Origin of the sequence: Pontibacter qinzhouensis, from assembly GCF_008017455.1 — a bacterium.
GTDB lineage: Bacteria > Bacteroidota > Bacteroidia > Cytophagales > Hymenobacteraceae > Pontibacter > Pontibacter qinzhouensis.
The window spans coordinates 11,519-37,817 of sequence record NZ_VRTY01000060.1; the positions used below are offsets into that span (position 1 = coordinate 11,519).

The following is a 26,299-nucleotide window of genomic DNA, read 5'->3' on the forward strand; positions in this document are numbered from 1 at the left end:
TTTAATTTACTGCACTTTTACAATCTAACTACAAATACATACCTAACCGGAATGAGAAACCTATTAAAGGGCATTGCCTTGTTTTGTTTTCTGGCTGGCCCGCTGGCCGTTAAAGCCCAGGATACAAAGTTCGGTCAGCTAGGTCAGGAGTTGCCTACACCCAATACCTACCGAACTGCCTCCGGCGCACCAGGGCACCAGTACTGGCAGCAGCGCGCCGATTATACCATTAAGGTAGAACTCAACGACCAGAACCAGTCTGTTACCGGCTCCGAAACCATTACCTACACCAACAACTCGCCCGATGTGCTCACCTACCTGTGGCTACAGCTGGATCAGAACATTTACGAGCCTAACTCCATGAGCAACCTCACCAGAACAGGAAGCCTGGAAGAAAGAATGTCGATACAGGCGATGGAGCGACTGGCACGCGAGAATTTTGATGGTGGCTTTAAAATACAGGCCGTGAAAGAACGGGGCGGCAAAGCCCTGAACTATACCATAAACAACACTATGATGCGCGTAGACCTGCCCTCGCCGCTAAAGCCGAAGCAGAGTTTTACGTTCAGCATAGACTGGCACCATAATATTAATAACCAGCTAACGCTGGGCGGCCGCTCCGGCTACGAATACTTCCCTACCGACGGCAATTACCTCTACGAAATGGCGCAGTGGTTTCCGCGCATGGCCGTTTACGACGATGTAAATGGCTGGCAGCACAAGCAGTTTCTGGGCAGCGGTGAATTTGCGCTCCCTTTTGGCGACTATAAAGTGAGCATTACCGTTCCGGCCGACCATGTGGTAGCCGCAACCGGCGAACTGCAAAACGCCAGCCAGGTACTGAGTTCCACGCAGCAGAAACGCTTTGCCGATGCCGCCAAAAGCAACAAACCGGTGGTGATTGTAACGCAGGAGGAAGCCACACAAGCTGAAAAATCAAAAGCCAGCGCAAAGAAAACCTGGACTTATGCCGCCACCAATGTGCGCGATTTTGCCTGGGCCAGTTCCCGTAAATTTATCTGGGATGCCATGAATGTACGTGTGGCTGGCAAGAACATTCTCGCCATGTCGTACTACCCAAAAGAAGGAAACCCACTTTGGGGCCAGTATTCCACAGCCTCAGTAGCGCATACCCTGCAGGTTTATTCCAAACATACCATTGATTACCCGTACCCGGTAGCTATTTCGGTGCACGGGCCAGTGGGTGGCATGGAATACCCGATGCTCTCGTTTAATGGCTATCGCCCTGAACCAGATGGCACCTACTCCGACCGCACCAAGTATGGCCTTATTTCGGTTATTATTCATGAGGTTGGTCACAACTTCTTCCCGATGATTATCAACTCCGATGAGCGCCAGTGGACTTGGATGGATGAAGGTCTGAACACCTTTATGCAGTACATTGCCGAGCAGGAGTGGGAACGCAACTACCCCTCGCGTCGTGGTGAGCCGCAGAACATTGTAGAGTATATGAAAAGCGACAAGAGCACCCAGGTTCCGATTATGACCAACTCAGAGTCGGTGCTGCAGTTCGGCAACAATGCCTATGGCAAGCCTGCCACTGCCCTTAACATTTTGCGCGAAACCGTAATGGGTCGCGAGCTGTTCGATTATGCCTTTAAAGAATACGCTACCCGCTGGGCCTTTAAACATCCCATGCCAGCCGACTTTTTCCGGACCATGGAAGATGCCTCCGGCGTAGATCTCGATTGGTTCTGGAGGGGCTGGTTTTACACTACCGACCACACCGATATGGCTATTGAAGGCGTAAAATGGTACACCATCGACTCTCAGAACCCCGAATTTGTAAACGCACAGAAGCGGGAGCAACTGAACAAGGCGCCACAAACCCTGTCGCAGCAGCGTAACCTGCAGGACATTCCGCGTACGCTCGTAGATGCCAATCCCGAACTGAACGATTTCTACAACAGCTACGACCCACTTACCACCACAGCAGCCGACCAGCAGCGTTACCAGTCGTTCCTGAATGGCCTGTCGCCGGAGCAGAAGAAAATACTCGATTCTGGCATGAACTTCTACGAGGTTGGCTTTAAGAACCTGGGCGGCCTGGTGATGCCCCTGATCGTGCGTATGGAGTTTGAAGATGGAACAGACGAAGTGGTAAACATACCTGCCGAGATCTGGCGCCTCAACAACACCGATATCACCAAGGTGTTTGTAACCGAAAAGCCGGTAGCCAGCTTCACGCTCGACCCATTCCTGCAAACAGCCGATACCGATTTATCGAACAACACGTTCCCGCGCCGCCTGGCCCCGTCGCGCTTCGAACTATTTAAGCAGCAGAGCCAGCAGCCACAAAACCCGATGCAACGCCAAAACTCGAGCAGCCGCTCTAACCAGCGCAACAGCACCGGACAATAAACGACTTTACTTTTAGCCGTTAGAATATCCCTCGTTCCAGCTTTGGTGCGGGGGATTTTTTCTATTGATGCTTTTCCTGCATTTTACCCTTGGCGTTAAATCCACTGAAATACTTCTGGAGGCCATTTTTGTTAGAATAATTGAGTTTGTTTCTCCTTGTTAGTTGCTGATTGTTAAATGGCTAAATGGTTGATATGAAAGAATTTTGATTGAGTGAATACTTGAATAAGATTCTAGGAACAGGCATACCTTTTAAAAACATCCTGTAAATCTTCTAGCCCCAAATAGCCTCTGGAAGGCCAAAATTATTAGAATATTTTCATCGAAAGAAAGCTAATATAGACCTTGTATTGTGGCAGGAAGCAACGAAGAGAACACTTCAGCCAGGTGCACCTATTGAGGCTCCACTGTCTGAGCGTTCAGCGAGTTTGGAGCATCCTGATTTTTTTGGTTCTTTTTGTATCAAGACAAAAAGAACCAGAAAGCAGGCAATAATATAGCTGCATTCCGTTATCACAGCTATACCAGTAACTATGCGAACTTAAACTAAACACTACAAGCTGCTTCTGCATCTCGCCCACAAGAATCTTCCAGAATGACAGAGATATAAGAGCTGAACCAGAAATAGGACGGTGTAAATACTAATCACATTTTTTACTAGCTTAGCTATACAGCAGAAAAGCCCACAGGTCTGGCTGACGCTGTGAGCTTTTTAATTGTATAAAAAGAATGCTGTTTTATTTCTTATTCTTAAACTCCCCCTTTTTAATCATATCTATCAGCTTAAGCACCGCAAACGGACTAACAGTCGGGATCATGTTCTGCTGTTCTATGCCACGTACCTGCTGCTGACTCCACACATTAAAGTTAGCTCCGGCATCCATAGGCGTTATCCTGAAAAGTTCTTCCAGCAAGGCCGGGTCCAGGTTTTTGGCGGCGTTAGACCGGCCCTGGTCGGGAAGTTTTACTGCCAGCACGGCCTGCCTGAAATCGCGCTCCGTAGGCCACGGGAATACCTCTACCTGCGGCAATTCAGTGGCTTCTTCCTGCATCTGCATAATAATAGAATAGCTCTGGCTGGCGTAGGTAGCCGGAATTTTAAGGTACTGTTTTTTGTAACCCAGCCCACTGAACACAATACTATCGCCGGCTAGCACAGGCACAGAGAAAAAGCCGTACTCGTTGGTATAGGTTCCGCGGTTTGTGCCGGGCACATACACACTCACGGCTGCCACACCATACAGGCTATCGCCCAGGGCCACAAAGCCCGAAAGCTGCACCACGCGTTTGCCTCCCTGGGCTTTTGTTTCTTGCGGGGCACTTAGCAACAGAAAGAAAAAAACCGCCAGCAGTGGCGCAAGCAGCCATTTATTTTTTTTCAGAAAAGAAGAATCAGGTACTAGGGTAAGCTTCATGTGGTTCAATTTACTTCATAATAATTTATTATAGCAGCTTTTTGCTAATTTTGTTTAGACCGGGAGAAAATTCGCCTTTGCAATTTGCAGCACGAATTTTAAACAGAGTCAGATATAACGCAACTATGAGACTCAAACATTTTAACCTTCCGTTTGGGGAGCAGGTATTTAAAGCCTTAGCCGATGAGTCGCGCATCCGGATCCTTCACCTGATCCTGAGAAACAAGGAAATGTGCACCTCCGACCTGGAACATGTGCTGGACTATACCCAAACCAAAACATCGCGGCACCTCGGTTACTTAAGAAGCTCCGGCCTGGTGGCTACCCGAAAAATAGACCAATGGGTGTATTATTCCTTAAAAGAAGACACTGCCGATATTTTGCAGAAGATTTACACGTACCTCGACCAGGATCCGGTGCTCCAAAAAGACCAGGAAATTTACAAAATACTGTATTCTAACCGCGAGTTAGCTGTAAACAAATTGCAAACCCGTCGCTGGACCGCCTCCTGATAGCTCATACTTCAAAGCTTCAACTTGCATTTGAAGCAATTATTGCACCATACCTGCAGTTAATCTGTTGTTATTTTGCTGCCTCTTTGCCCGCAACATCCCAAAGCCCCAGCCGTTTTAATAATCTGACTTAAATTTAAATGAAAACTTATTCACATATATTATTCGACCTGGACCATACACTCTGGGATTTTGAAAAAAACTCCGAAGAAACCTTATTTACTTTATACGAAGAATTTAAGCTGGCCGAACATGGCAAGTTTGACCGCGACTCGTTTTATAAGAAATATAAGTTTGTGAACCACCGCCTCTGGGACCTGTACAACAAAGGGAAGATAACGCAGGACGAGTTACGGAATCAGCGCTTTATCCGCACCCTGACCGGCCTCGGCCTCGAAGCGCATGAAGTGCCGGAAGGACTCTCGAAGGCTTACACCGACCTCTGCCCTACCAAAACGGCTGTGTTCCCTTTTACTTACGACCTGCTGCAGTACCTGCAACCGAAATACGGCCTGCACATAGTTACAAACGGGTTTAAAGACACGCAGTATATAAAACTGAACTCCTCGAAGCTGCACAGTTATTTCAAGGAGATAGTAACATCGGAGTGCTGCGGCTACAAAAAGCCCGATAAGCGTATTTTTGAACACACCCTGGAGCGCATAAAAGTAAAGCCTCAGGATTGCCTCATGATCGGCGACAATATTGAGTGCGACATAAAGGGTGCAAAAGCTGCCGGTATAGACCAGGTTTTTTTTAACCCCGAAAACTACAAACACCGCTGCAAACCAACTTATGAGATTCAGTGCCTGAGCCAGCTACAGCAAATTCTGTGATTTTTGCAGGGAAACGGGCAGATGTCAAAAACCAGCTAAACGTGGCAGCACCATCGCCCATTTTATTCGTTCCAGATTAGCCGTACCTTTGCAGCACGGCCAGCATCCGGAAGCGGATGGAGCAGCAGGCCATCTACTAAAACTATATTCACATCTAAGGAAAACACATCTATGGGAATCGGATTCTTTAAAGTACCAACACCTGTTAACGAACCTGTAAAAAGTTATGCACCAGGCTCTCCTGAACGGGAAGAACTGCAACGCACGTACAAGGAAATGAAGTCGAAGGAGGTGGATGTGCCGATGTATATCGGAGGCGACCTGGTGCGCACCGAAAAGAAACATCCGCTTGTGCAGCCACACGATCACCAACACATTCTGGGTTATTTTCATGAGGGCGAGGCAGAGCATGTGGAGCAGGCCATTAATGCAGCACTTGCCGCCCGCGAAATGTGGGCCAACATGGGCTGGGAGCATCGCGCCAGCATTTTCCTGAAGGCGGCCGATCTGCTGGCTGGCCCCTGGAGAGCCCGAATGAACGCAGCCACCATGCTTGGCCAATCTAAAAACGCCTACCAGGCAGAAATAGACTCGGCTTGTGAACTGATAGATTTCCTGCGTTTTAATGCCCAGTACGCTACTGAAATTTACCAGATGCAACCGGAGTCGTCGCCTGGGGTTTGGAACCGCATGGAGCACCGTCCGTTAGAAGGCTTCGTATTCGCCCTTACACCGTTTAACTTTACGGCCATTGCGGGCAACCTACCTGCTTCTGCCGCACTTATGGGCAATGTGGTGGTCTGGAAACCAGCTTATACGCAGATATATGCAGCCCATGTCATTATGGAACTGCTACTGGAGGCAGGGCTGCCGGAAGGTGTTATTAACCTGATTTATGTGGATGGCCCCACCGCCGGAGACATCATTTTTAGTCATCCTGATTTTGCAGGCATCCACTTTACAGGTAGCACTGCCGTGTTCCAGAACATCTGGAAAACAATTGGCAACAACATCCATAAGTACAAAACCTACCCGCGCATTGTAGGCGAAACCGGTGGCAAAGACTTTATTCTGGCGCACCCTTCTGCCGATGCCAAAGGTCTGGCTACCGCCATTTCGCGAGGTGCTTTTGAGTACCAGGGCCAGAAGTGCTCTGCTGCCTCGCGTGCCTACATACCGAGCAACCTCTGGGATGAAGTAAAAGCTTATGTGCAGGAAGATGTGAAGTCGTTTAAAATGGGGCCTCCTGAAGATTTCTCAAACTTCATTAACGCCGTAATAGACGAAAAATCGTTCGATAAAATTGCCCAATACCTCGACAATGCCAAAAACAGCCCTGAAGTAGAAATAATAGCAGGTGGCGGCTATGACAAGTCGAAAGGTTATTTTATAGAACCAACGGTACTGCTTTCGCACAACCCGCAGTATGTAACCATGTGCGAAGAGATATTCGGGCCGGTTATCACTATTTATGTATATGACGAAAACAACTTCGAAGACACGCTGCAACTTGTAAACGAGACATCGCCATATGCCCTGACCGGTGCCATCTTCAGCCGCGACCGCTACGCTATTGAAACGGCAGCCAAAGCTCTGAGCCATGCAGCTGGCAACTTCTATATAAACGACAAGCCAACCGGGGCCGTGGTGGGGCAGCAGCCATTCGGTGGCTCCCGCGCCTCCGGCACCAACGACAAAGCCGGCTCCATGCTTAACTTGCTGCGTTGGGTATCGGCCCGGTCTATAAAAGAAACGTTTGTGTCGCCAACAGATTATCGTTATCCGTTTTTGGGGGAAGATAAGAAATAAGTAACCTGCTTAACGGCTCCAGAAAACCCTGCTACTCTAGTTCAGTAGCAGGGTTTCTCATTTTTGCCTAATCCTGCGTTTCAAAAACAAAATTTTGCTTATTGAAGCACCGGCTCAAGCAAAGTCCTGTTTACTAAACCAGCCTTACCACCAGGTTCCCTTCTGAATTATTCAAATGAAAACAGCCTCCAGTAGGATTTTCACTCAAATTTTGCCAAGGCTTGCCCTTGTTGCTGCACATACCATTGCCCTGCTGCAAAAATGGCAGCTATGCTCATCCCCCCTTGCTCTTCTTAAGCTATTTACCCTCTCCTGCTAAAGCTCTACCCTTTTTTAGCAACCATCTATCAGTTTTGTAATTATTTTAACTATTTTTTGTATAAATACCAACTTCCAGGTATTGTTAAAGCCTCACATTGTCGCTTCCTTTGCCTTCTATATACTTTTTAAATCCCTGATTATGAAAAACTTTTACAAGAATTATTTGCTTAACAGAATTGTTGTACCGGCCATAGCCACAGGCCTCCTGCTACTTAGTGGAGCAGAGGCAGCAACAGCTCAAAAAAATCGGCCTGCCTTATTCTCCAAAGTCAGGGAACATGCTACTCAGCCTCTACCCACTAAAAGAGAGGCTACCACCAGTGTTTCAACCCAAAGCTTAGCAAGACTTGCCGCAGCTACTACCAGCGCACAGCCACTTACCAGCATGCACTACTCCCCAAATGGTGCAAACTGGCGACACGAAACCACCAATACCTACACCTACGATGGCGCAGGGCTTGTAACCAGTATAACAGAAAAATCGCCTACCGGATCTAACTTAACCAGAGAAACCTGGACGTATGACCAATATGGTAACGAAACAGAAAATAAATATGAGAACTGGAACGGTAGTCAGTGGGAGTTGAACGGTGGCTGGAGAACAGCTTACACCTATAACGCTGGTGGCAAAGTAACCGAATCTATAGAAAGCAATTGGAGCAACAACAGGTGGGAGCTTCGTTACAGATCAGTGGTCGCATACAATGCTGCTGGCAACTTCGAAAGCTTAACAGGGTACGATAGAGATGGCTCGAACTGGTTAGTGGAAGAAAGCTATACATTAACTTATGCTAATGCTAATTCAGGCCCAACCTCCCTTTTGTATATGGAACCGAACCGTGATGGCGTTTTGGTAAACACTGAGCGTACTATCGATATTGTATGGCATACTTTCTCAACCAATGTAACGTTCGACACGTTCTTTGACCAACCTGTAAAAAGCTATCTAAACCAGGTATGGGAAAACGGGCAGTGGGTGAATGAGGAAAAGTATGACGCCGTGTTTGGAGACAACAACAGCTTTGTAGGTATTGAGCAGGAATGGGAAAACGGCGCCTGGGTTAATAGCTGGAGAATAACGGTTAACTTTGACGCATGGGGCAACCAAACGCTGGGGCAGGACGAGGAAAGAGAGAACGGGAACTGGGTAATTTATGGTGCCAATAAATACACACACACCTATAACTCGGCCAACAACCTAACAGAAACTATCCGTCAAAACTGGGATGAGCAAACGAGAGCATTCTCTAATACCGAGCGTATCGTCTACTCCAACTTCCAGACCGTTACCTCTGCTCCTTTGGCTGCAGAGGAGCTCATTGCAAGTGTTTATCCGAACCCAACCGCCGACAAAATTACCCTAAGCTATAAGCAGCTACCGGGCCGGGCCACCCTACAGGTAACAGACATGACGGGGAGAACAGTGTTTAAAAAGCAACTGGGAACAACAGCAGAGCAGCAGGAACTGGATTTATCTAACTTCCCGGCCGGGCTGTATATGCTGCAACTAAGCACAGCCGATGCTGTGGCTACCCGTAAGGTGCTGAAACTCTAAAGCTACCATACAAATTATTCTAATGAAAAAGGCCTTCCGAAGCATAATAGGCCTTGCTAAGGTCCAGGCCTATAGGCAAAAAACAAGAGAACACCAAAAGAGCCATGCCAACCGCATGGCTCTTTTGGTTAAGCCTGAAGGTTAAAACGCTATTTAAAGGGCACCCACTTCTGTTCTATTTTACCTTTTGATTCTTGGGTATTTATCCCTAATTTTGATACCAAATCCAAAAAAGCACTTTAACAATATGGAAACATCTGTGGATCAGTACGTCCCATCAGATTATTTACCAATTCTGATACAATTTGCAGCAGCCCTGGGCTTCGTTATTTTTGCGCTAAGCCTTACGCACCTGCTGGGCCCCAAGCGAAAAAGCGATGTAAAAAACGCTTCCTGGGAAAGTGGTATAGAATCAGTTGGCGATGCCCGTACCCCTATTTCTTATAAATATTTCATGACGGCCATCTTGTTTGTGCTTTTCGATGTAGAAATTATTTTCATGTACCCCTGGGCTGTCAACTTCAGAGAGTATGGCATGACCTACTTTGTGCCGATGATGATTTTCCTGACAGTACTGCTGGCCGGCTTCTACTACGAACTTAAAAAAGGCATACTGAAGTAGTAAGAACGAATTAAACTTTTGCTAACAGACTGTTGTTCTTAACGAAGGCTAAACACCGTATTTTTGAACAACTTTAATTTCAGACATGAGCGATACACATAAAGATATAAACTACGCAGAGGCACCGGAAGGACACGCCGGAGCAGGTTTTTTTGCTACATCACTGGAGAAGATAGTGGGTCTTGCCCGTGCAAATTCACTCTGGCCGCTTCCATTCGCTACATCTTGCTGCGGCATTGAGTTTATGGCTACCATGGGCTCTACCTACGACCTCTCGCGCTTCGGCTCGGAGCGTATGAGTTTCTCGCCACGCCAGGCCGATGTGCTGATGGTAATGGGAACCATTGCCAAAAAAATGGGACCTGTCGTAAAGCAGGTATATGAGCAAATGGCCGAACCGCGCTGGGTTATTGCAGTAGGGGCCTGTGCTACTTCTGGTGGTATTTTCGATACTTACTCCGTGCTGCAGGGCATCGACCGCATTATTCCGGTGGATGTGTATGTACCTGGTTGCCCGCCACGCCCGGAGCAGATTCTGGATGGCGTGATGCGTGTGCAGGACCTGGCCGAAAATGAATCGCTTCGCCGCCGCAACTCACCTGAATACCAGGCATTATTGGCCTCTTACAACATAAAATAAGCATGGAGCTTACAAACGAGAATGTACTTGGTCTGCTAATAGACAATTTTGGGGAAGACCACATCCGCGATGCCTACGATCCGGATGGCATTATGACTTTCTTTACCGACCGCGACACCATTGTGCCGCTCATCCAGTACCTCTACGACGAAGAGTCGCTACAAATCAGGTTCCTGACGACCATGTGCGGCATTCACTACCCCGACCAGAAGGAGAAGGAACTGTGTGTGATGTACCAGTTGCACAGCCTGCGCCATAATTATCGTGTTCGCATCAAAGTATACCTTTCTGCGGCTGACCCTGTAATGCCTACACTTACTCACCTGTATGCCACAGCCAACTGGATGGAACGTGAGACATTCGACTTTTACGGCATCATCTTTAACGGTCATCCGAACCTTACCCGCATCCTGAATGTGGAAGATATGGAGTACCACCCGATGCTGAAGCAGTACCCGCTGGAAGACCAGACAAGAGAAGATAAGATTGATACTTTTTTCGGGCGTTAGGCCTATGGTGTTACGGTTGCCCGCAGGGGCGCAGTAATCAGAACAGAATACCCATACTTATGGCTACTGAAACAAAAGATATAAAGGCAACTACTGCTCTCGAAGACCACAAAGGCTACCGTGAGCTCGTGTTGCAACACGAAAACGACAGCACCTTAACCACGCTCAACCTGGGCCCTACGCACCCGGCTACGCATGGTATTTTTCAGAACATTCTGAAAATGGATGGTGAAATTATTAAGTCGGCCGTGCCTACGATCGGTTACATACACCGTGCCTTCGAGAAAATTGCTGAACGCCGGCCTTTCTACCAGATTACGCCCCTGACCGACCGGATGAACTATTGTTCTGCCCCGATTAACAACATGGGTTACCACATGACGGTAGAGAAACTACTCGGTATCACTATTCCGAAAAGGGCACAGTATATACGGGTTATCATGATGGAGTTGGCCCGGATTTCGGACCACCTGATCTGTAACTCCGTAATCGGCGTAGACTCAGGCGCATTAACAGGGTTTCTGTACGTTATGCAGGAGCGCGAAAAGATCTACGACATTTACGAGGAAGTTTGCGGCGCACGCTTAACAACTAATATGGGTCGCATAGGTGGCATGGAGCGTGATCTCTCTCCAAAGGCTATTCATTTAATAGAAGAGTTCCTGGTGCGTTTCCCGAAGGTGTGGGGCGAGTTCGAGAACATGCTTACCCGCAACCGCATTTTTATAGACAGAACAGAAGGTGTAAGTCCTATATCAGCTGAACGTGCCCTGAACTATGGGTTTACAGGACCAAACCTGCGTGCTGCCGGTGTAGATTACGATGTACGGGTAATGAACCCTTATTCTTCTTATGAGGATTTTGACTTTGAGATACCAGTAGGTACCAACGGCGATATTTACGACAGGTTTATGGTTCGCAACGAGGAGATCTGGCAAAGCCTGAAAATAATCAAGCAGGCTGTTACCAATCTGCCCGAAGGCTCTTACCATGCCGATGCGCCACATTATTACCTGCCTCCAAAGCAAGCTGTCTATACCAGCATGGAAGCCCTGATTTATCACTTTAAAATAGTGATGGGAGAAACAGACGCTCCTAAAGGCGAAGTGTATCATTCTGTAGAAGGAGGTAACGGTGAACTTGGCTTCTACCTCATCAGCGACGGAGGCCGTTCGCCATACAGGCTCCACTTCCGCCGACCGTGCTTTATATATTACCAGGCTTACTCGGAGCTGATTGTTGGCAGCCAGTTATCAGATGCCATCCTGACGTTGAGTAGCCTGAACGTTATAGCAGGCGAGCTAGACTCTTAATTCTTTCAAATCATCATGTAACATTGGGCGTTGCAACACAACCAATGACAATCGTACTAATGGCAGAGACTAAAAACGAAGTTAAGTTTTCTGATGCGGCCATGGCCGACATACAGCGCTACATCAGCCACTACCCTGAAGGCCGTCAGAAATCAGCTATTTTACCTATTCTGCATATCGCGCAGGCGGAGTTTGGCGGCTGGGTAAGCCCGGAGGTAATGGACAAAGTGGCCGAAATACTGGATATTGAGCCAATAGAGGTGTATGAGGTAGCTACTTTTTACACTATGTTCAACCTGAAGCCTGTTGGCAGGCATGTATTAGAGGTCTGCCGCACCGGCCCCTGCTGCCTGCGGGGAGCCGACCAACTTATAGAAACGCTTAAACACAAGCTTGGCGTAGAAGAAGGCGGTACTAGTGCAGATGGCTTGTTTACGCTGAAACCAGTAGAGTGCCTGGCCTCCTGCGGCACAGGCCCCATGCTGCAGGTGCGCGAAAAGTTCTACGAGAATCTCGAAACAGAGGAGCAGGTAGACGCCTTTTTGGAGATGATGCGCAAATCAGGGGTAGAAACGCCTTATCATCAAGCTGCTTACCAGAAAAGTTAGCAGCAGATTTAAATTAAGTAAGCCGAGACTAAAGACGAAAGACATCCTGCTGTATGGGACTTAAAATATTAACTGAACATATTAACGTACCCGGCATCGAGACGCTGGAGGTATATCGCAAACACGGAGGCTACAAATCTGTAGAAAAAGCTGTGAAAACGATGACCCCGGAAGAGGTGGTGGAAGAAGTAAAAACCTCCGGCCTGCGTGGCCGTGGAGGTGCAGGCTTCCCAACGGGCATGAAATGGAGTTTTCTGGCCAAACCAGAAGGTGTGCCCCGTTACCTGGTGTGCAACGCCGATGAGTCGGAGCCAGGCACATTTAAAGACCGTTGGTTTATGGAACGTAACCCGCATGCCCTCATAGAAGGCATGATTACCTCCAGCTATGCCCTGGGTGCCAATACGTCTTACATTTACATTAGAGGTGAACTCATGTTCATCCTTAGAATTCTGGAAAAAGCCATTGCAGAAGCTTATGCAGCTGGCTTGCTGGGCAAAAACATACTGGGTTCAGGCTACGACCTCGACTTGCATGTGGCCCCAGGTGGCGGAGCTTACATTTGTGGCGAAGAAACTGCTTTACTGGAATCATTGGAAGGTAAACGTGGTAATCCGCGTAACAAGCCTCCTTTTCCGGCTGTAAAAGGGCTTTTTGCTTCTCCAACCGTGGTAAACAACGTAGAAACCATTGCCAGTGTGCCCTGGATCGTGAACAACACAGGTGCGGAGTACGCCAAAGTAGGTATTGGCCGCAGCACAGGCACCAAACTGATCTCGGCCAGCGGGAACATCAACAACCCGGGTGTATTTGAAATTGAATTGGGTGTGCCTGTGGAGGAATTTATTTACTCTGACGAGTATTGTGGTGGCATCTGGAAAGGGAAGCAACTGAAGGCCGTAGTGCCGGGAGGTAGCTCCGTTCCGATTTTACCTGCCAACCTGATCCTGAAAACAACCGCTGGCGAAGGTCGCCTGATGTCTTATGAGTCGCTTTCGGATGGTGGTTTTGTTTCCGGGTCCATGATGGGATCCGGTGCTTTTATCGTGTTCGACGAAGACCAGTGCATTGTACGTAATACCTGGAACTACTCCCGCTTTTACCACCACGAGTCCTGTGGCCAGTGTAGCCCTTGCCGCGAAGGTACCGGCTGGATGGAGAAGGTGCTGCACCGCATCGAGTACGGCCACGGCCATCAGCAGGACATCGACCTGCTGGTAAGCGTAGCCAAACAAATAGAAGGTAATACCATTTGCCCACTAGGCGATGCGGCCGCATGGCCGGTTGCAGCTGCCATACGCCACTTCCGCGATGAGTTCGAATGGCACATTAAGTACCCGAAAGAAGCCACAGCACCAGGAGCCGTTTACAGAGGCCAGCTTGATTCTGTAACAGCTTAAACTTGGACACTAAACATTAGACGCTAGATCTGGGCATCTTAAAATCTAATGGAAAGCCTGTAGGTGTTGCAAAATCAGTTCTGAAGAGGAACTAAACATAACTAAAAAGACATTACCGGCAGCTAAGCTGCTGTAATCATAAAGCATAAACATACTAATGGCTAAGATAACATTCGATGGCATTGAGGTAGAAGTTGAAGATGGAACTACCATTCTACAGGCTGCCCGAAAAATTGGCGGTAATGTAGTGCCACCGGCTATGTGTTTTTACACGCCTCTGAAAGGCAGTGGTGGCAAGTGCCGCGTTTGCCTGGTAAAGGTAACACAGGGTTCTACCAAAGACCCGCGCCCCATGCCTAAACTTGTAGCTTCGTGCATTACACAGGTGCAGGATGGCATGGTGGTGGAGAACACCACCAACGAAGACGTACTGAATGCCCGCAAAAGCATTGTAGAAATGCTGCTTATTAACCACCCTCTCGATTGCCCTATTTGCGACCAGGCCGGTGAGTGCAGCCTGCAGGACCTCTCCTATGAGCATGGCGTAAGCTCCCAACGCTACGAAGAAGAAAGAAGAACTTTTAACAGAGTAGACCTTGGGCCATACATACAACTGCACATGACGCGCTGCATCTTGTGCTACCGCTGCGTATACACTGCCGACCAGGTGGCAGAGAAGCGCGTGCACGGTGTATTAGGTCGTGGCGATGCGGCAGAGATAGGCACCTACATCGAGAACATGGTAGACCATGAAATGTCTGGTAACGTAATTGATGTGTGCCCGGTAGGTGCGCTCACCGACAAAACATGGCGTTTTAAAAACCGTGTATGGTTTACTAAACCGCTTGATGCCCACCGCGACTGCCCTACCTGTAGCGGTAAGGTAACACTTTGGAATCGTGGCGACCAGGTATTGCGCGTAACAGCCCGTAAAGACAAGTACAACGAAGTAGAAGAGTTTATCTGTAACACCTGCCGTTTCGATAAAAAAGAAATGAGCGACTGGACAATAGAAGGACCGCGCCACATAGACAGAGGCTCCGTAATTTCGGCAAACCATTACGAACTGCCTGTGGTAAACGTACCTATTGTACCAAACCTGCCCCGATCAGCTAAAAAAGATTTACCTAACGCACCAGAACAATGGAATCCGTAGATTTAATTTATAAAACCATATACATACTGGTAATCTTTGGTATTACGCTTCTGATTGCCACCTACTCTACTTATGCCGAACGTAAAGTAGCCGCTTTTATTCAGGACCGGATCGGACCAAACCGGGCAGGGCCTTTTGGCTTGCTGCAGCCTTTGGCCGATGCTGGTAAAATGTTCTTTAAAGAAGAGTTTATTCCGGCCAGTTCCAACAGAACATTGTTTATTCTGGGTCCGGGTGTAGCCATGCTCATTGCCTGTATGTCGAGTGCGGTAATTCCGTTTGGCGATATGCTGATAATCGGCGGCCGCGAAGTTTATTTACAGGCAATAGAAGTAAACATTGGGCTGTTATATGTGTTTGGCGTAGTATCTTTAGGTGTTTACGGCCTGATGATTGGTGGCTGGGCTTCTAACAACAAGTTCTCCCTACTGGGTGCCATTCGTGCTGCTTCGCAGAACATTAGCTACGAGCTGGCCATGGGCCTCTCTATTATTGCTATTCTGATGATGACGGGCTCCCTTTCTCTTAGAGAAATAGCAGCGCAACAGGCTGGCTTTAACTGGAATATCTGGTACCAGCCACTGGGTTTTATTATTTTCCTGGTATGTGCCTTCGCCGAGACGAACCGTACCCCATTCGACTTACCGGAGTGTGAGGCCGAACTGGTGGGTGGCTACCATACCGAGTACAGCTCCATGAAACTGGGCCTGTTCCTGTTCGCGGAGTATATCAATATCTTCGTGGCTTCGGCTGTTATGGCAACGCTTTATTTTGGGGCCTATAACTTTCCGTTTATGCATGAACTTGGAGCCATTATTTCAGATGACCCCGTAATTGCCAACAATGTGATTACGATTTTAGGCGTAGTGGTTATGTTTGCCAAAATCTTCTTCTTTATCTTCTTCTTCATGTGGGTTCGCTGGACGCTTCCGCGCTTCCGCTTCGACCAGCTGATGAAGCTCGGATGGCAAATATTAATTCCGCTGGCAATCCTGAACATTATATTAACAGGTGGCGGCATTATGCTGAAAGACCACTTTTTTAATTAATAGTACAACTTATTGAATGTTACAGGCAGGTACCCTGTTTTAAAACCAGTACCTGATGAACAATCAAACAAAAAAGAAATGGAACCACTATCAAATAGAAGCAAGAAACTGGCAAAAAAGGAGATGACATTCGCTGAAAAAGCGTATCTGCCTGCTATTGCACAGGGTCTTGGCATTACACTGAAGCACTTCTTCAAGAAGAAGGCTACCATACAGTACCCGGAGCAGACAAGGCAGCGAAGCGATGTATGGCGTGGGCTACACGTGCTCAAGCGCGATGAACAGGGCAGAGAGCGCTGTACCGCCTGCGGCCTGTGTGCAGTGGCTTGCCCGGCTGAGGCCATTACCATGATTTCCGGTGAGCGTAAAGTGGGAGAAGAGCACCTGTACCGCGAAGAGAAGTACGCTGTTACCTACGAAGTAAATATGCTGCGCTGCATCTTCTGCGGCTTATGCGAAGAGGCTTGCCCCAAGGCAGCCATTTTCCTGCAGGACGATAAAATTGCACCGGCCCGTTACGAGCGCGATGAATTTATTTATGGCAAAGACCGCCTGGTAGAACCTCTTAAAACGACCGAAACAAAATAACTCCGATGACAGATAACCTGTTTTTTTTCCTTGCTTCGCTTACGCTGCTTTGCGCGCTTATGGTAGTTGTATCTAAAAGCCCGGTACATAGCGTATTGTTTCTGATACTAACTTTTTTTACCATCTCGGGGCACTACATACTGCTGAATGCGCAGTTTTTGGCTGCGGTTAACATTATTGTGTATGCCGGCGCTATTATGGTGCTCTTCCTGTTTGTGATCATGTTCCTGAACCAGAACGAAGAACGTGTAAAGACATCGGTTGTCAGTAAAGTAACAGGTACCATTGCCGGCGGCTTGCTATTCGTAGTCTTAGTGGCAGCCTTAAAAGACGCAACTGTAAGAACCTACGACCCTGCCACCTTTAATTCACAGATCGGCATGGTAGAGAACCTGGGCAAAGTACTGTTTAGTGATTACCTGCTTCCGTTTGAACTGGCATCAGTACTGTTTTTGGTAGCGATGGTGGGCGCAGTAATGCTAGGCAAAAAAGAAGCCGGAGAAAAACATTTTTAAACAAAAAAATTCTATAAGAAAAGCCAGGGCCGCAAAGCACTGGCTTTTTTATTGGTTCAGCCTCAGACTGATCTCCAGTAATTCTGAATTACCACGATCATCGTCGGTAACAGCCAGAATACGGTAGCGCCTGCTGCGGTTGCTGCTCTCCAGTACGACCAACGACTCTGCCTTACCTGTAAACATAGCACCATCGGGTCTGGTAATTACCCCGGCAGGCGCAACAGTGGCCACCGCAGCATCTTGCGAAAGTTGCTGCAAAGGAATAAACCCAATGTAGCTCCCTAAAATGGTGCCATCAGCAACTGCATCGGTGGTACTCTCAATAGAAGCGGTAAAGAAAAGCTTATCTTCAAAAAAATAGGCTCCGGAAAAGCCGGCTTCCTGTATGCCCATAATCGGCAGCCTGAAAAAAGTTAAATTATAGGCCGGTGCAGCCCCACCAGTGTCGCCTCGCAAATAGTCCATAAACTCCTGCTGGTCGAAAGTGATAAGCACGTTCCGGTTAGAACCTAGAGCACGCTGTAGCAGGTAAAGCTTACCTCCTCCTGCCGCCACGCCTTCTATGTTCAGTAAACCGTTCCCGATAATCTCTTCGTTCTGCTGCATATTATGGTAAAGAGAGTCGAGCGAGAATTGGGTGATAACAGGTGCTTTGTCTGCTGAGGGCATTTCGACCAGAAAAGCTTTATTCCGGCTTGGGCTGGACCCCGATCCGAGCATAAGCAGGTAAGTGAGCCCATCTGCCTCTATTTTTGTGAGGCCCTCCAGATCTGCTTTTACGGCTTTAGCTACCCTTCCGGAACTAAAGTTGGAGGTATCTGTCAGAGCATAACGTTCCAGCAGGTTATACTCCCGGTCGAGGCTGTACAGAAAAGGAGAGTCATCGCCGATTATGTATAAAACACCATTGTGCTCTTCGAGGCCGGAGCCGGAAGGTATATTGTCGTAAAAAGTTCTCTTTTGAATAACAGCTTTCATCCTGGATTTAGATTCGATGGAAAACGGGGCATCGGAGGTAAGTACCTGTGTTGTTGCCGGTACATTGCGGCAGGAGGCACTGCTCAGGAAAAGTAAAAAGAAAAGCAGTTTAGGTAAAGTTTCTTTTAGCATCACAAGCTTATACTTTTAGTCAAGGTAGCACTTGAGCAAACTTATACGCAGGTTCTCCGGCAAAAAGATCGTTTAAACTCTATTTTGTTATCGTCGGCAATAATCAACCCCTGCTCCTCCACCACCTCCTGGCCTGTTAACCCTTGGCACTAAATACATCAAAATGCTTCTGAAGGCCATTTTCATTTAAATAATTTATCTGAATCAGGATTCTAATATTACTGGATTAACTCACCTAAAAAGCACCAGAATTAATCGAAACTCCCATTGAGATTTGTTCCACATCAACAAAGCAGACTAATTAAGACGGCAACACAACTGATCTGGATATACATATCATAAAAAACGTGATACTTAATACGTGATGTATGTGTCGCTTTTCTTAAGGTGCTGCTATTTTTGAATCAGATCCAGGCTGTCTATAGCTGCTTCTTGCCCAAGGCTAAAAAAATTCCAGGTCAACCATTCAACCTCTAAGACCTCTAACGTTGTAGCAAGTTTACAATGCAAATTATTCAAATGAAAATGGCCTTCAGAAGGCTTTTTGGCTCCTGCATAGGCAAGGGTAATTGTATTTTGGCAGTACAAATTACGTTTGCCCCAGGCAGTTGGCAAGGCCAGAATTTGTGCACCGATGGTAATCAGAGCACTTCTAAACTGAAACAGGCACAAAAAAGACGTTCAGGGACCCAAACAAACGAGTTGCAACGCTATTAGAACAGAAATATGTTATGGATTTTTAAAAATTGGGGTAACTTTGTTACTTAAGTATAGCTTTGTACCAAAACACAACCACGTTCAGACCCACGGAAGATGAACCATATACCTGAGGTTATCAGAACCATCCCATTAGAGTATTACCTTTATTTTAGCGCAGCCCTGTTTTCTATCGGTGTAATTGGTGTGCTCACCAGGCGCAATGCCATCATTATTTTCATGTGTGTGGAGCTTATGCTAAATGCCGTCAACCTGCTGCTGGGAGCATTTTCGGCTTACCGCTCAGACCCAAACGGACAGGTTTTCGTGTTTTTCATTATGGCGGTGGCGGCAGCCGAAGTTTGCGTTGGCCTGGCTATTATTGTAATGATTTACCGCAACCTCCGCTCTACCGATGTGCAATTGCTCAACCACCTGAAATGGTAATATCTTATTTTTCTGAACAGCTCAACTTAAATTTTTTAGCTTCATGCAAGAAATAGTAATGCCCGCGAATAGACCGGAAATGGCACTGCTGTGTTTGCTTATTCCGCTGCTGCCCTTTATTGGCTTTGCTCTGAACGGCCTGGGCAACCGGAAATTACCTAAAGGACTTGTGAGCCTCATCGGCTGCGGCACCGTACTGGCATCTTTCCTGATCTCCATTTACCTGTTCCTGGATTTCACCTCCTCTGGCAGCCGCCCCTACACCGTCGATTTTTATAACTGGATTTCGGTAGGCAGTCTGCAAATCGGGTTTTCTTTTCTGATAGACCAGCTCACGCTCCTGATGCTGCTGATGGTGACAGGCATTGGTTTCCTGATTCACTTGTACTCAGCTGGTTATATGAGTCACGACGAAGGCTTTGGCAAGTTCTTTTCTTTCCTGAACCTGTTCATGTTCTCGATGCTGCTGCTCGTAATGGGCTCCAACTACGTGATGATGTTTGTGGGCTGGGAAGGCGTAGGACTGTGCTCTTACCTGCTCATCGGGTTCTGGAACAAAAACACCAACTATAACAATGCTGCCAAGAAAGCCTTTATCATGAACCGCATCGGTGACCTAGGCTTTCTTTTAGGCATCTTCCTTATATTCATCACCTTCGGCAGCGTGAGCTACCCGCAGGTATTTGCTGAGGCAACCCGTGTGGCCGGTGTAGATACACCAGTGTTAATTGCCATTACCATGCTCCTGTTTGTAGGTGCTATGGGTAAAAGTGCCCAGATACCGTTGTTTACCTGGTTACCCGATGCGATGGCAGGCCCAACGCCTGTGTCGGCCCTGATACACGCTGCAACCATGGTAACAGCAGGTATTTACATGGTAGTTCGCTCCAACGTACTGTTCATTCTGGCTCCTACCACACTCGATGTAATTGCTATTATAGGGTTGGTTACCGCCTTAGTAGCTGCCACTATTGGTCTGGTGCAAAACGATATCAAAAAGGTATTGGCCTATTCTACTGTTAGTCAGTTAGGCTTTATGTTCCTGGCACTTGGTGTCATGGCTTTTTCTTCCTCATTGTTCCATGTGCTTACCCACGCGTTCTTTAAAGCACTACTTTTCCTGGGTGCCGGTTCTGTGATACATGCCATGAGCAACGAGCAGGATATCCGGAATATGGGCGGCCTGAAAAAAGCATTGCCTATTACCTTCCTCACTTTCCTGATCGGTACACTGGCCATTTCTGGTATTCCGCCTTTCGCTGGTTTCTTCTCTAAAGATGAGCTGCTGGCGCATGTGTATCAGCATAGCCCTATTATGTGGGCTTTCGGATTGCTGGCCTCCTTCATGACTGCTTTCTACATGTTCCGCCTCCTGTTCCTGACCTTCTTCGGCAAGTTCAGAGGTACGGAGGAACAACGCCACCACCTGCACGAGTCACCAGCCATTATGACCATTCCGCTTATCGTGCTGGCAGTTCTTTCAACTTTTGGTGGTTTCTTAGGCATTCCTTCGGTATTCGGTTCCAACCACATTATTGGCAGCTACCTGTCGCCGCTTTACAACTATGCAAAAGGCATTAACGCCACACCTTTTGAGCCGATGCACCTCTCACACGAAACGGAGTATTTGCTCATGGCCATTTCAGTGGCAGTGGCTATTATAGCCATCATTATTGCTTATGTCATGTATGTGAAGAAAGAGACAGTGCCTGTTGCAGAAGATGCACGCCTCTCGCCTGTTCATAACCTGGTTTATAACAAATACTACATCGACGAGCTGTACAACACCCTTTTCGTGAAGCCGCTGATGTGGCTTTCCACGGCGTTCTATCGCGTAGTGGATGTGGTGCTGGTAGATGGCATTGTGAATGGTGTTGGTAAGTTTGTAACGTTTAGTGGTCGCACCCTGCGTTATGCCCAAAGCGGTGCCATTGGGTTTTATGTAATGGTGATGGTGTTCAGCATCGTGCTGATTCTATTTTTAAACTTCTTTATAGGATAAGGTTCACAGAAGATGATGACAGCTTTATTACTTTTCTGGCCTGCATTGGCTGCCCTGCTGGTACTGCTGGTAAAAGGGCAGGGAGCCAAACGCGTGGCTTTTATAGCGGCACTCGTTGAATTTGCCATTGCCCTGTTTGCAGCCACTACCTTTGTTGTAGCCAAAACAGCCCCTCAGTTCGAGCTTTCGGTGCCTTGGGTGGAGCGTGCCGGCATCAGCTTCAGCATCGGCATGGATGGCATCAGCCTCCTGATGGTGCTGCTCACTACCTTCCTGGTTCCTCTTATTGTGCTTTCCAGCTTTAAACACGATTACAAAAAACCGAATGCCTTTTACGCGCTCATCCTGTTTATGCAGACCGGCCTGATCGGTGTGTTTGTGGCCCAGGATGCATTCTTGTTTTACTTCTTCTGGGAAGTGGCACTTATTCCGGTTTACTTTATTTCTGCCATCTGGGGCGGTGCCAGACGTGTGGCCGTTACGTTCAAGTTCTTTGTCTACACCATCTTCGGCTCTTTCTTTATGCTGGCTGCTTTTATTTACCTGTACTTCCAGACTCCGGCTACAGGCATAGCACCGCATTCTTCCGATATAAACGCATTTTACCAGTTAGCCCTCGACACAAACACTCAAAGCTGGATTTTCTGGTTCCTGTTCCTGGCTTTCGCTATTAAAATGCCTGTTTTCCCGTTCCATACCTGGCAACCCGACACCTACACCGAAGCGCCTGCGCAGGCTACTATGCTCCTTTCCGGTATTATGCTGAAAATGGGTATCTACGGGGTGCTGCGCTGGTTACTGCCGGTGGTGCCAAGTGGCGCCAGCCAGTGGCTCGATGTGGTGCTGGTGCTGTCGATTATCGGTATTATTTACGCGTCTGTTATTGCCATCCGCCAACGCGACCTCAAACGCCTGATCGCTTATTCTTCTATCGCGCACGTTGGCCTCATCTCGGCGGGTATTTTCTCACTAACGGAGCAGGGGCTGCAAGGTGGTGTTATCCAGATGCTGAGCCATGGTATAAATGTGGTAGGACTTTTCTTTATTATCGATATTATTTTTAGCCGTACCAAAACAAGAGAGATTCTTAGCCTGGGTGGTATCACACAAACTACTCCGGCCTTATCTATCTGCTTTATGATTCTGATGCTGGGTTCTGTGGCGCTGCCGCTTACCAACGGCTTTGTGGGTGAGTTCCTGCTGCTATCGGGTGTGTTCCAATACAATTATGTATTTGGCGCTGTAGCCGGCATAACCATTATTCTGGGAGCAGTATACATGCTGCGTATGTTCCAGGGTGTTATGTTCGGTACCAGGTCGCCAGAAACAGAAGTATTTGCGGACCTGACTTTTAACGAGAAAGCAGTGCTTATTCCACTGGTTATCATGGTTTTCTGGATTGGTTTATTCCCGAGCACTTTCCTCGATATTTCAGAACCTGCTGTATTCAACCTGCTGAACATCATTCAGAAGAGATAATAAAAGAAACGATTTAGAAGAAAAACAACGCTATGATTTCCATTATACTTCTAGCCGGATTCGGGATTATTAACCTCTTTGCAGGGTTCCTGAAGTCTAACAGAATGCTGTTGCCATTGGCGATCCTTTTCCTGACGATCGTGTTTGGCGTGAACCTTTTCAGCTGGAACGACCCGCAGAGCTATTTTAACAACATGCTCACCATCGACAACTACGCGGTGGGTTTTACAGGTGTTATGGTACTCTCAACCTTACTCATTCTGCCCTTCTCGCAGCGTTATGTTGCCGACCAGGACGAGAACCTGGCGGAGTATTACTCGCTGCTGCTGTTTGCGGTGATGGGTGCCATTATGATGGTAAGTTTCGAGAACATGATCATGCTGTTCCTGGGAATCGAGATTCTGTCTATTAGCATGTACATACTGGCCGGAACCGACAAACAGAGACCACGCTCCAACGAAGCAGCTCTGAAGTACTTCCTGATGGGTTCCTTCTTTACCGGCTTCCTGCTCTTCGGCATCGTGCTGATTTATGGTGCAACCGGCTCTTTCGATATTACCACCATTGCAGGCACCACTATTGGCCCCGACGGAATTGAGAATACCATGTTTGTGATGGGCTTGCTGCTGATTGTGATTGGTATCTCTTTTAAAATCTCGGCTGCTCCTTTCCACTTCTGGACACCGGATGTGTACGAAGGTACTCCTACCCTCTTTACAGCCTTTATGTCTACTGTTGTGAAGGTTGCAGGTGTGGCTGCGTTTTACAAGTTAATGGATGCTGCCTTTGCCTCTTCTTACAGCACCTGGTTCCCGACTCTGATCGCTATTACGGTTCTAACGCTGGTAGTTGGCAACATAGGTGCAGCAGTGCAAGGCAGTGTTAAACGGATGCTGGCTTACTCCAGTATTTCGCACGCCGGTTACCTGCTCATGGCCCTGATCGCCTTTAACGAGCGCTCTGAGTCTGCTATCTTCTTTTATTCGCTGGCTTACTCTGTGGCTACCATTGCTGCCTTTGGCGTACTGAAGCTGGTAACGGTACAGCGCAACGATGAGTCTTTCGCAACCTTTAACGGGCTAGGCCAGACTAACCCGCTGCTAGCCTTTGTCATGACCGTTTCGATGTGCTCGCTAGCTGGCATTCCGCTCACAGCAGGTTTCTTCGGCAAGTTCTTCGTGTTTACATCGGTGGTGGAAGATAACAGCCTGATTTGGTTAGTTGTTGTTGCCGTACTGTTGGCAGCCGTAGGCATTTACTATTATTTTAAAGTAGTTATCGCCATGTATATGCATCCGGCAGGCAACTATGAGCGCGTTCGTGTTACAAGCCTCGCCTCTTTTGTACTTATCTTTGTGGCAGTTCTCACCATTCTGCTTGGTATAGCACCAGCCCTGGTAAGTGACCTGATTTAACCATACCCACACAATATTATAAAGAAAGGCTGCTTCGGAAGAGGCAGCCTTTTTTGTTTTATCAGATATCAAAGTGCTTCTTAGATAAATGCACCCTAGAGATAAAATAGCGTTAGAACTCTTGAAAGGCTATTTTAATTAGAATAATTCCAAAGCTTTATAGCCTAACCACTAAAAACAGCAGCGCCTGCCACTGATCTCCAATGGCAGGCGCTGCTATAAAATTTTAGGTACTGTATCTCAGAAGAAGCTACTTCAGCTTTATCTGCAGTTCATCTAATTGCGCATTGGCAATTGGAGACGGAGCGTCTATCATGACATCGCGGCCAGAGTTGTTTTTCGGGAAGGCAATGAAGTCGCGGATGGAGTCTGCGCCTCCGAACAGGGAGCACAACCTGTCGAAACCGAAGGCGATGCCACCGTGCGGAGGTGCACCGTATTCGAAAGCGTTCATCAGGAAGCCGAACTGCGCTACAGCTTCTTCTTTGGTAAAGCCCAGCAGGCTGAACATCTGCTCCTGCACTCCACGGTCGTGGATACGGATAGAACCACCTCCCACTTCTACACCATTAATCACCATATCGTAAGCATTGGCACGAATTTTCTCAAGTTCACGATTTACAACATGAGAATCTTTTGGAACGGAGTTATGCTCTATCAATGCTAAATCCTCTGGCTTAGGAGATGTAAAGGGATGGTGCATAGCGTGGTAACGTTTATTTTCCTCGTCCCACTCCAGAAGCGGAAAATCAATTACCCAAAGTGGAGAGAACTTATTTTTATCCCTTAAACCTAACCGTTGACCCATTTCCAGACGCAGTTCATTTAAAGCTTTTCTTGTTTTTGCTGCGGGTCCAGCAAGTATAAGTAATAAGTCACCTGGTTCAGCTTCAAAAGCAGCTGCCCAAGCTTGTGTATCTTCTGGTGAATAAAACTTATCCACAGAAGATTTCACAGCGCCGTCTTCCCCCACACGGGCATACACTAGGCCAGTAGCGCCAATCTGTGGACGCTTTACAAAATTAGTCAACTCGTCGAGCTGCTTGCGAGTGTAATTGGCTGCCCCTTTAGCATTAATACCTACTACAAGTTCCGCCTCATCAAAAACTTTAAGGCCTCTGTTTCTAACTAAGTCTATATCAGCTTTATGATGTAAACCGCCTACTTCTAGAATTATATTATCAGGATTTTGATCCGAAATAGGATCTTGGTAATCATTTGGTGTTTCGTCAGCTAATGTTAAAAGCTCCACAAACTGCATTCCGAAGCGTGTATCTGGTTTATCGGAGCCGTAGAGGCGCATGGCATCGGCATAGTACATGCGCGGCAGCTCTGCTATCTCCACTCCTTTTACTGTTTTAAACAGGTGGCGGATAAACCCTTCGAAGGTGTTCAGAATATCTTCCTGGGTAATAAAGGCCATTTCGCAGTCTATTTGTGTGAACTCCGGCTGACGGTCGGCGCGCAGGTCTTCGTCGCGGAAGCATTTCACGATCTGGAAATAGCGGTCGAATCCTGACACCATCAGCAGCTGCTTAAATGTCTGTGGCGACTGCGGCAAAGCATAAAACTCACCAGGGTTCATACGCGATGGTACTACAAAGTCGCGGGCACCTTCTGGTGTTGACTTTATCAGCACCGGCGTTTCCACCTCAATAAAGTTCAGGCTGTCGAGGTAGTTGCGGGTTTCGCGCATCATGCGATGGCGCAGCTCCAGGTTACGGCGCACTGGTGTGCGGCGCAGGTCCAGGTAGCGGTACTTCATGCGCAGGTCGTCGCCGCCGTCGGTTTCGTCTTCTATGAGGAAAGGCGGCAGTTTGGCCGGGTTCAGCACATCGAGCTTCGTTACCTTTACTTCAATGGCACCAGTCGGTATTTTATCGTTTTTGGAAAAACGCTCAATTACCTGCCCTGTAG

At 47.6% G+C, this 26,299-nt stretch carries 22 protein-coding genes; 19 read left to right on the plus strand and 3 right to left on the minus strand.

The window, feature by feature from the left end:
- Positions 1 to 51 precede the first annotated feature (51 nt).
- Positions 52 to 2,382, plus strand: a complete 2,331-nt coding sequence (locus FVR03_RS15255) for a M1 family metallopeptidase (protein ID WP_147922627.1) — start codon at positions 52 to 54, stop codon at positions 2,380 to 2,382.
- Between the two features lie 737 nt (positions 2,383 to 3,119).
- On the opposite strand, the gene FVR03_RS15260 is transcribed toward FVR03_RS15255, so the two are convergent.
- Complete coding sequence (locus FVR03_RS15260) at positions 3,120 to 3,797, minus strand: carboxypeptidase-like regulatory domain-containing protein (protein ID WP_147922628.1); 678 nt, start codon at positions 3,795 to 3,797, stop codon at positions 3,120 to 3,122.
- A 125-nt stretch (positions 3,798 to 3,922) separates the two neighbouring features.
- On the opposite strand from FVR03_RS15260, the gene FVR03_RS15265 reads away from it, so the two are divergent.
- The 14 genes from FVR03_RS15265 (at position 3,923) to FVR03_RS15330 (ending at position 17,230) form a co-directional block, all read left to right on the plus strand.
- A complete protein-coding gene (locus FVR03_RS15265) occupies positions 3,923 to 4,309 on the plus strand; it encodes an ArsR/SmtB family transcription factor (RefSeq protein ID WP_147922629.1) in 387 nt (128 codons plus the stop codon).
- A 140-nt stretch (positions 4,310 to 4,449) separates the two neighbouring features.
- Positions 4,450 to 5,145 carry a YjjG family noncanonical pyrimidine nucleotidase gene (locus FVR03_RS15270; protein ID WP_147922630.1) on the plus strand — a complete coding sequence of 232 codons (696 nt, stop codon included), beginning with the start codon at positions 4,450 to 4,452 and terminating at the stop codon, positions 5,143 to 5,145.
- A 171-nt stretch (positions 5,146 to 5,316) separates the two neighbouring features.
- Complete coding sequence (gene pruA, locus FVR03_RS15275) at positions 5,317 to 6,954, plus strand: L-glutamate gamma-semialdehyde dehydrogenase (protein ID WP_147922631.1); 1,638 nt, start codon at positions 5,317 to 5,319, stop codon at positions 6,952 to 6,954.
- 460 nt (positions 6,955 to 7,414) lie between these two features.
- The gene (locus FVR03_RS15280) at positions 7,415 to 8,830 is read left to right on the plus strand and encodes a T9SS type A sorting domain-containing protein (protein ID WP_147922632.1); all 1,416 of its coding nucleotides are present in this window, start codon (positions 7,415 to 7,417) and stop codon (positions 8,828 to 8,830) included.
- A gap of 247 nt (positions 8,831 to 9,077) precedes the next feature.
- Positions 9,078 to 9,452, plus strand: a complete 375-nt coding sequence (locus FVR03_RS15285; protein WP_147922633.1) for an NADH-quinone oxidoreductase subunit A — start codon at positions 9,078 to 9,080, stop codon at positions 9,450 to 9,452.
- A gap of 85 nt (positions 9,453 to 9,537) precedes the next feature.
- A complete protein-coding gene (locus FVR03_RS15290) occupies positions 9,538 to 10,092 on the plus strand; it encodes an NADH-quinone oxidoreductase subunit B (RefSeq protein ID WP_147922634.1) in 555 nt (184 codons plus the stop codon).
- A 2-nt stretch (positions 10,093 to 10,094) separates the two neighbouring features.
- Positions 10,095 to 10,601, plus strand: a complete 507-nt coding sequence (locus tag FVR03_RS15295) for an NADH-quinone oxidoreductase subunit C (protein WP_147922635.1) — start codon at positions 10,095 to 10,097, stop codon at positions 10,599 to 10,601.
- A gap of 59 nt (positions 10,602 to 10,660) precedes the next feature.
- Positions 10,661 to 11,914, plus strand: coding sequence for an NADH dehydrogenase (quinone) subunit D (gene nuoD / locus FVR03_RS15300; protein WP_147922636.1), 1,254 nt, complete (start codon positions 10,661 to 10,663; stop codon positions 11,912 to 11,914).
- A 59-nt stretch (positions 11,915 to 11,973) separates the two neighbouring features.
- The gene (locus FVR03_RS15305) at positions 11,974 to 12,522 is read left to right on the plus strand and encodes an NADH-quinone oxidoreductase subunit NuoE family protein (RefSeq protein ID WP_147922647.1); all 549 of its coding nucleotides are present in this window, start codon (positions 11,974 to 11,976) and stop codon (positions 12,520 to 12,522) included.
- Positions 12,523 to 12,575: 53 nt separating this feature from the next.
- Positions 12,576 to 13,922, plus strand: a complete 1,347-nt coding sequence (gene nuoF, locus FVR03_RS15310; protein ID WP_147922637.1) for an NADH-quinone oxidoreductase subunit NuoF — start codon at positions 12,576 to 12,578, stop codon at positions 13,920 to 13,922.
- A gap of 157 nt (positions 13,923 to 14,079) precedes the next feature.
- A complete protein-coding gene (locus FVR03_RS15315; protein ID WP_147922638.1) occupies positions 14,080 to 15,078 on the plus strand; it encodes an NADH-quinone oxidoreductase subunit G in 999 nt (332 codons plus the stop codon).
- On the plus strand, positions 15,066 to 16,127 hold the full coding sequence (gene nuoH, locus FVR03_RS15320; RefSeq protein ID WP_147922639.1) for an NADH-quinone oxidoreductase subunit NuoH: 1,062 nt from the start codon (positions 15,066 to 15,068) through the stop codon (positions 16,125 to 16,127). Before FVR03_RS15315 ends, nuoH begins: the two co-directional genes overlap by 13 nt.
- Positions 16,128 to 16,205: 78 nt before the next feature.
- The gene (locus tag FVR03_RS15325; RefSeq protein WP_147922640.1) at positions 16,206 to 16,715 is read left to right on the plus strand and encodes a NuoI/complex I 23 kDa subunit family protein; all 510 of its coding nucleotides are present in this window, start codon (positions 16,206 to 16,208) and stop codon (positions 16,713 to 16,715) included.
- A gap of 5 nt (positions 16,716 to 16,720) precedes the next feature.
- Positions 16,721 to 17,230, plus strand: a complete 510-nt coding sequence (locus FVR03_RS15330) for an NADH-quinone oxidoreductase subunit J family protein (protein WP_147922641.1) — start codon at positions 16,721 to 16,723, stop codon at positions 17,228 to 17,230.
- Between the two features lie 48 nt (positions 17,231 to 17,278).
- Here the strand turns inward: FVR03_RS15330 and FVR03_RS15335 are convergent, their stop codons facing one another.
- Complete coding sequence (locus FVR03_RS15335; RefSeq protein WP_255474236.1) at positions 17,279 to 18,343, minus strand: DUF6929 family protein; 1,065 nt, start codon at positions 18,341 to 18,343, stop codon at positions 17,279 to 17,281.
- A gap of 813 nt (positions 18,344 to 19,156) precedes the next feature.
- On the opposite strand from FVR03_RS15335, the gene nuoK reads away from it, so the two are divergent.
- From nuoK to FVR03_RS15355, 4 genes are all read left to right on the plus strand, one after another.
- Entirely contained in the window at positions 19,157 to 19,486 is a 330-nt protein-coding gene (gene nuoK / locus FVR03_RS15340) for an NADH-quinone oxidoreductase subunit NuoK (RefSeq protein WP_147922642.1), read from the plus strand.
- A gap of 79 nt (positions 19,487 to 19,565) precedes the next feature.
- Complete coding sequence (nuoL, locus tag FVR03_RS15345) at positions 19,566 to 21,488, plus strand: NADH-quinone oxidoreductase subunit L (protein WP_255474235.1); 1,923 nt, start codon at positions 19,566 to 19,568, stop codon at positions 21,486 to 21,488.
- A gap of 12 nt (positions 21,489 to 21,500) precedes the next feature.
- A complete protein-coding gene (locus FVR03_RS15350; RefSeq protein ID WP_147922644.1) occupies positions 21,501 to 22,967 on the plus strand; it encodes a complex I subunit 4 family protein in 1,467 nt (488 codons plus the stop codon).
- 32 nt (positions 22,968 to 22,999) lie between these two features.
- Positions 23,000 to 24,382 (plus strand): NADH-quinone oxidoreductase subunit N, encoded by a 1,383-nt coding sequence (locus FVR03_RS15355; RefSeq protein ID WP_147922645.1) that lies wholly within the window; start codon positions 23,000 to 23,002, stop codon positions 24,380 to 24,382.
- A 250-nt stretch (positions 24,383 to 24,632) separates the two neighbouring features.
- Here the strand turns inward: FVR03_RS15355 and FVR03_RS15360 are convergent.
- Positions 24,633 to 26,299 (minus strand): aspartate--tRNA ligase family protein (locus tag FVR03_RS15360; protein ID WP_147922646.1); only part of this gene is annotated, 1,667 nt, incomplete at its 5' end.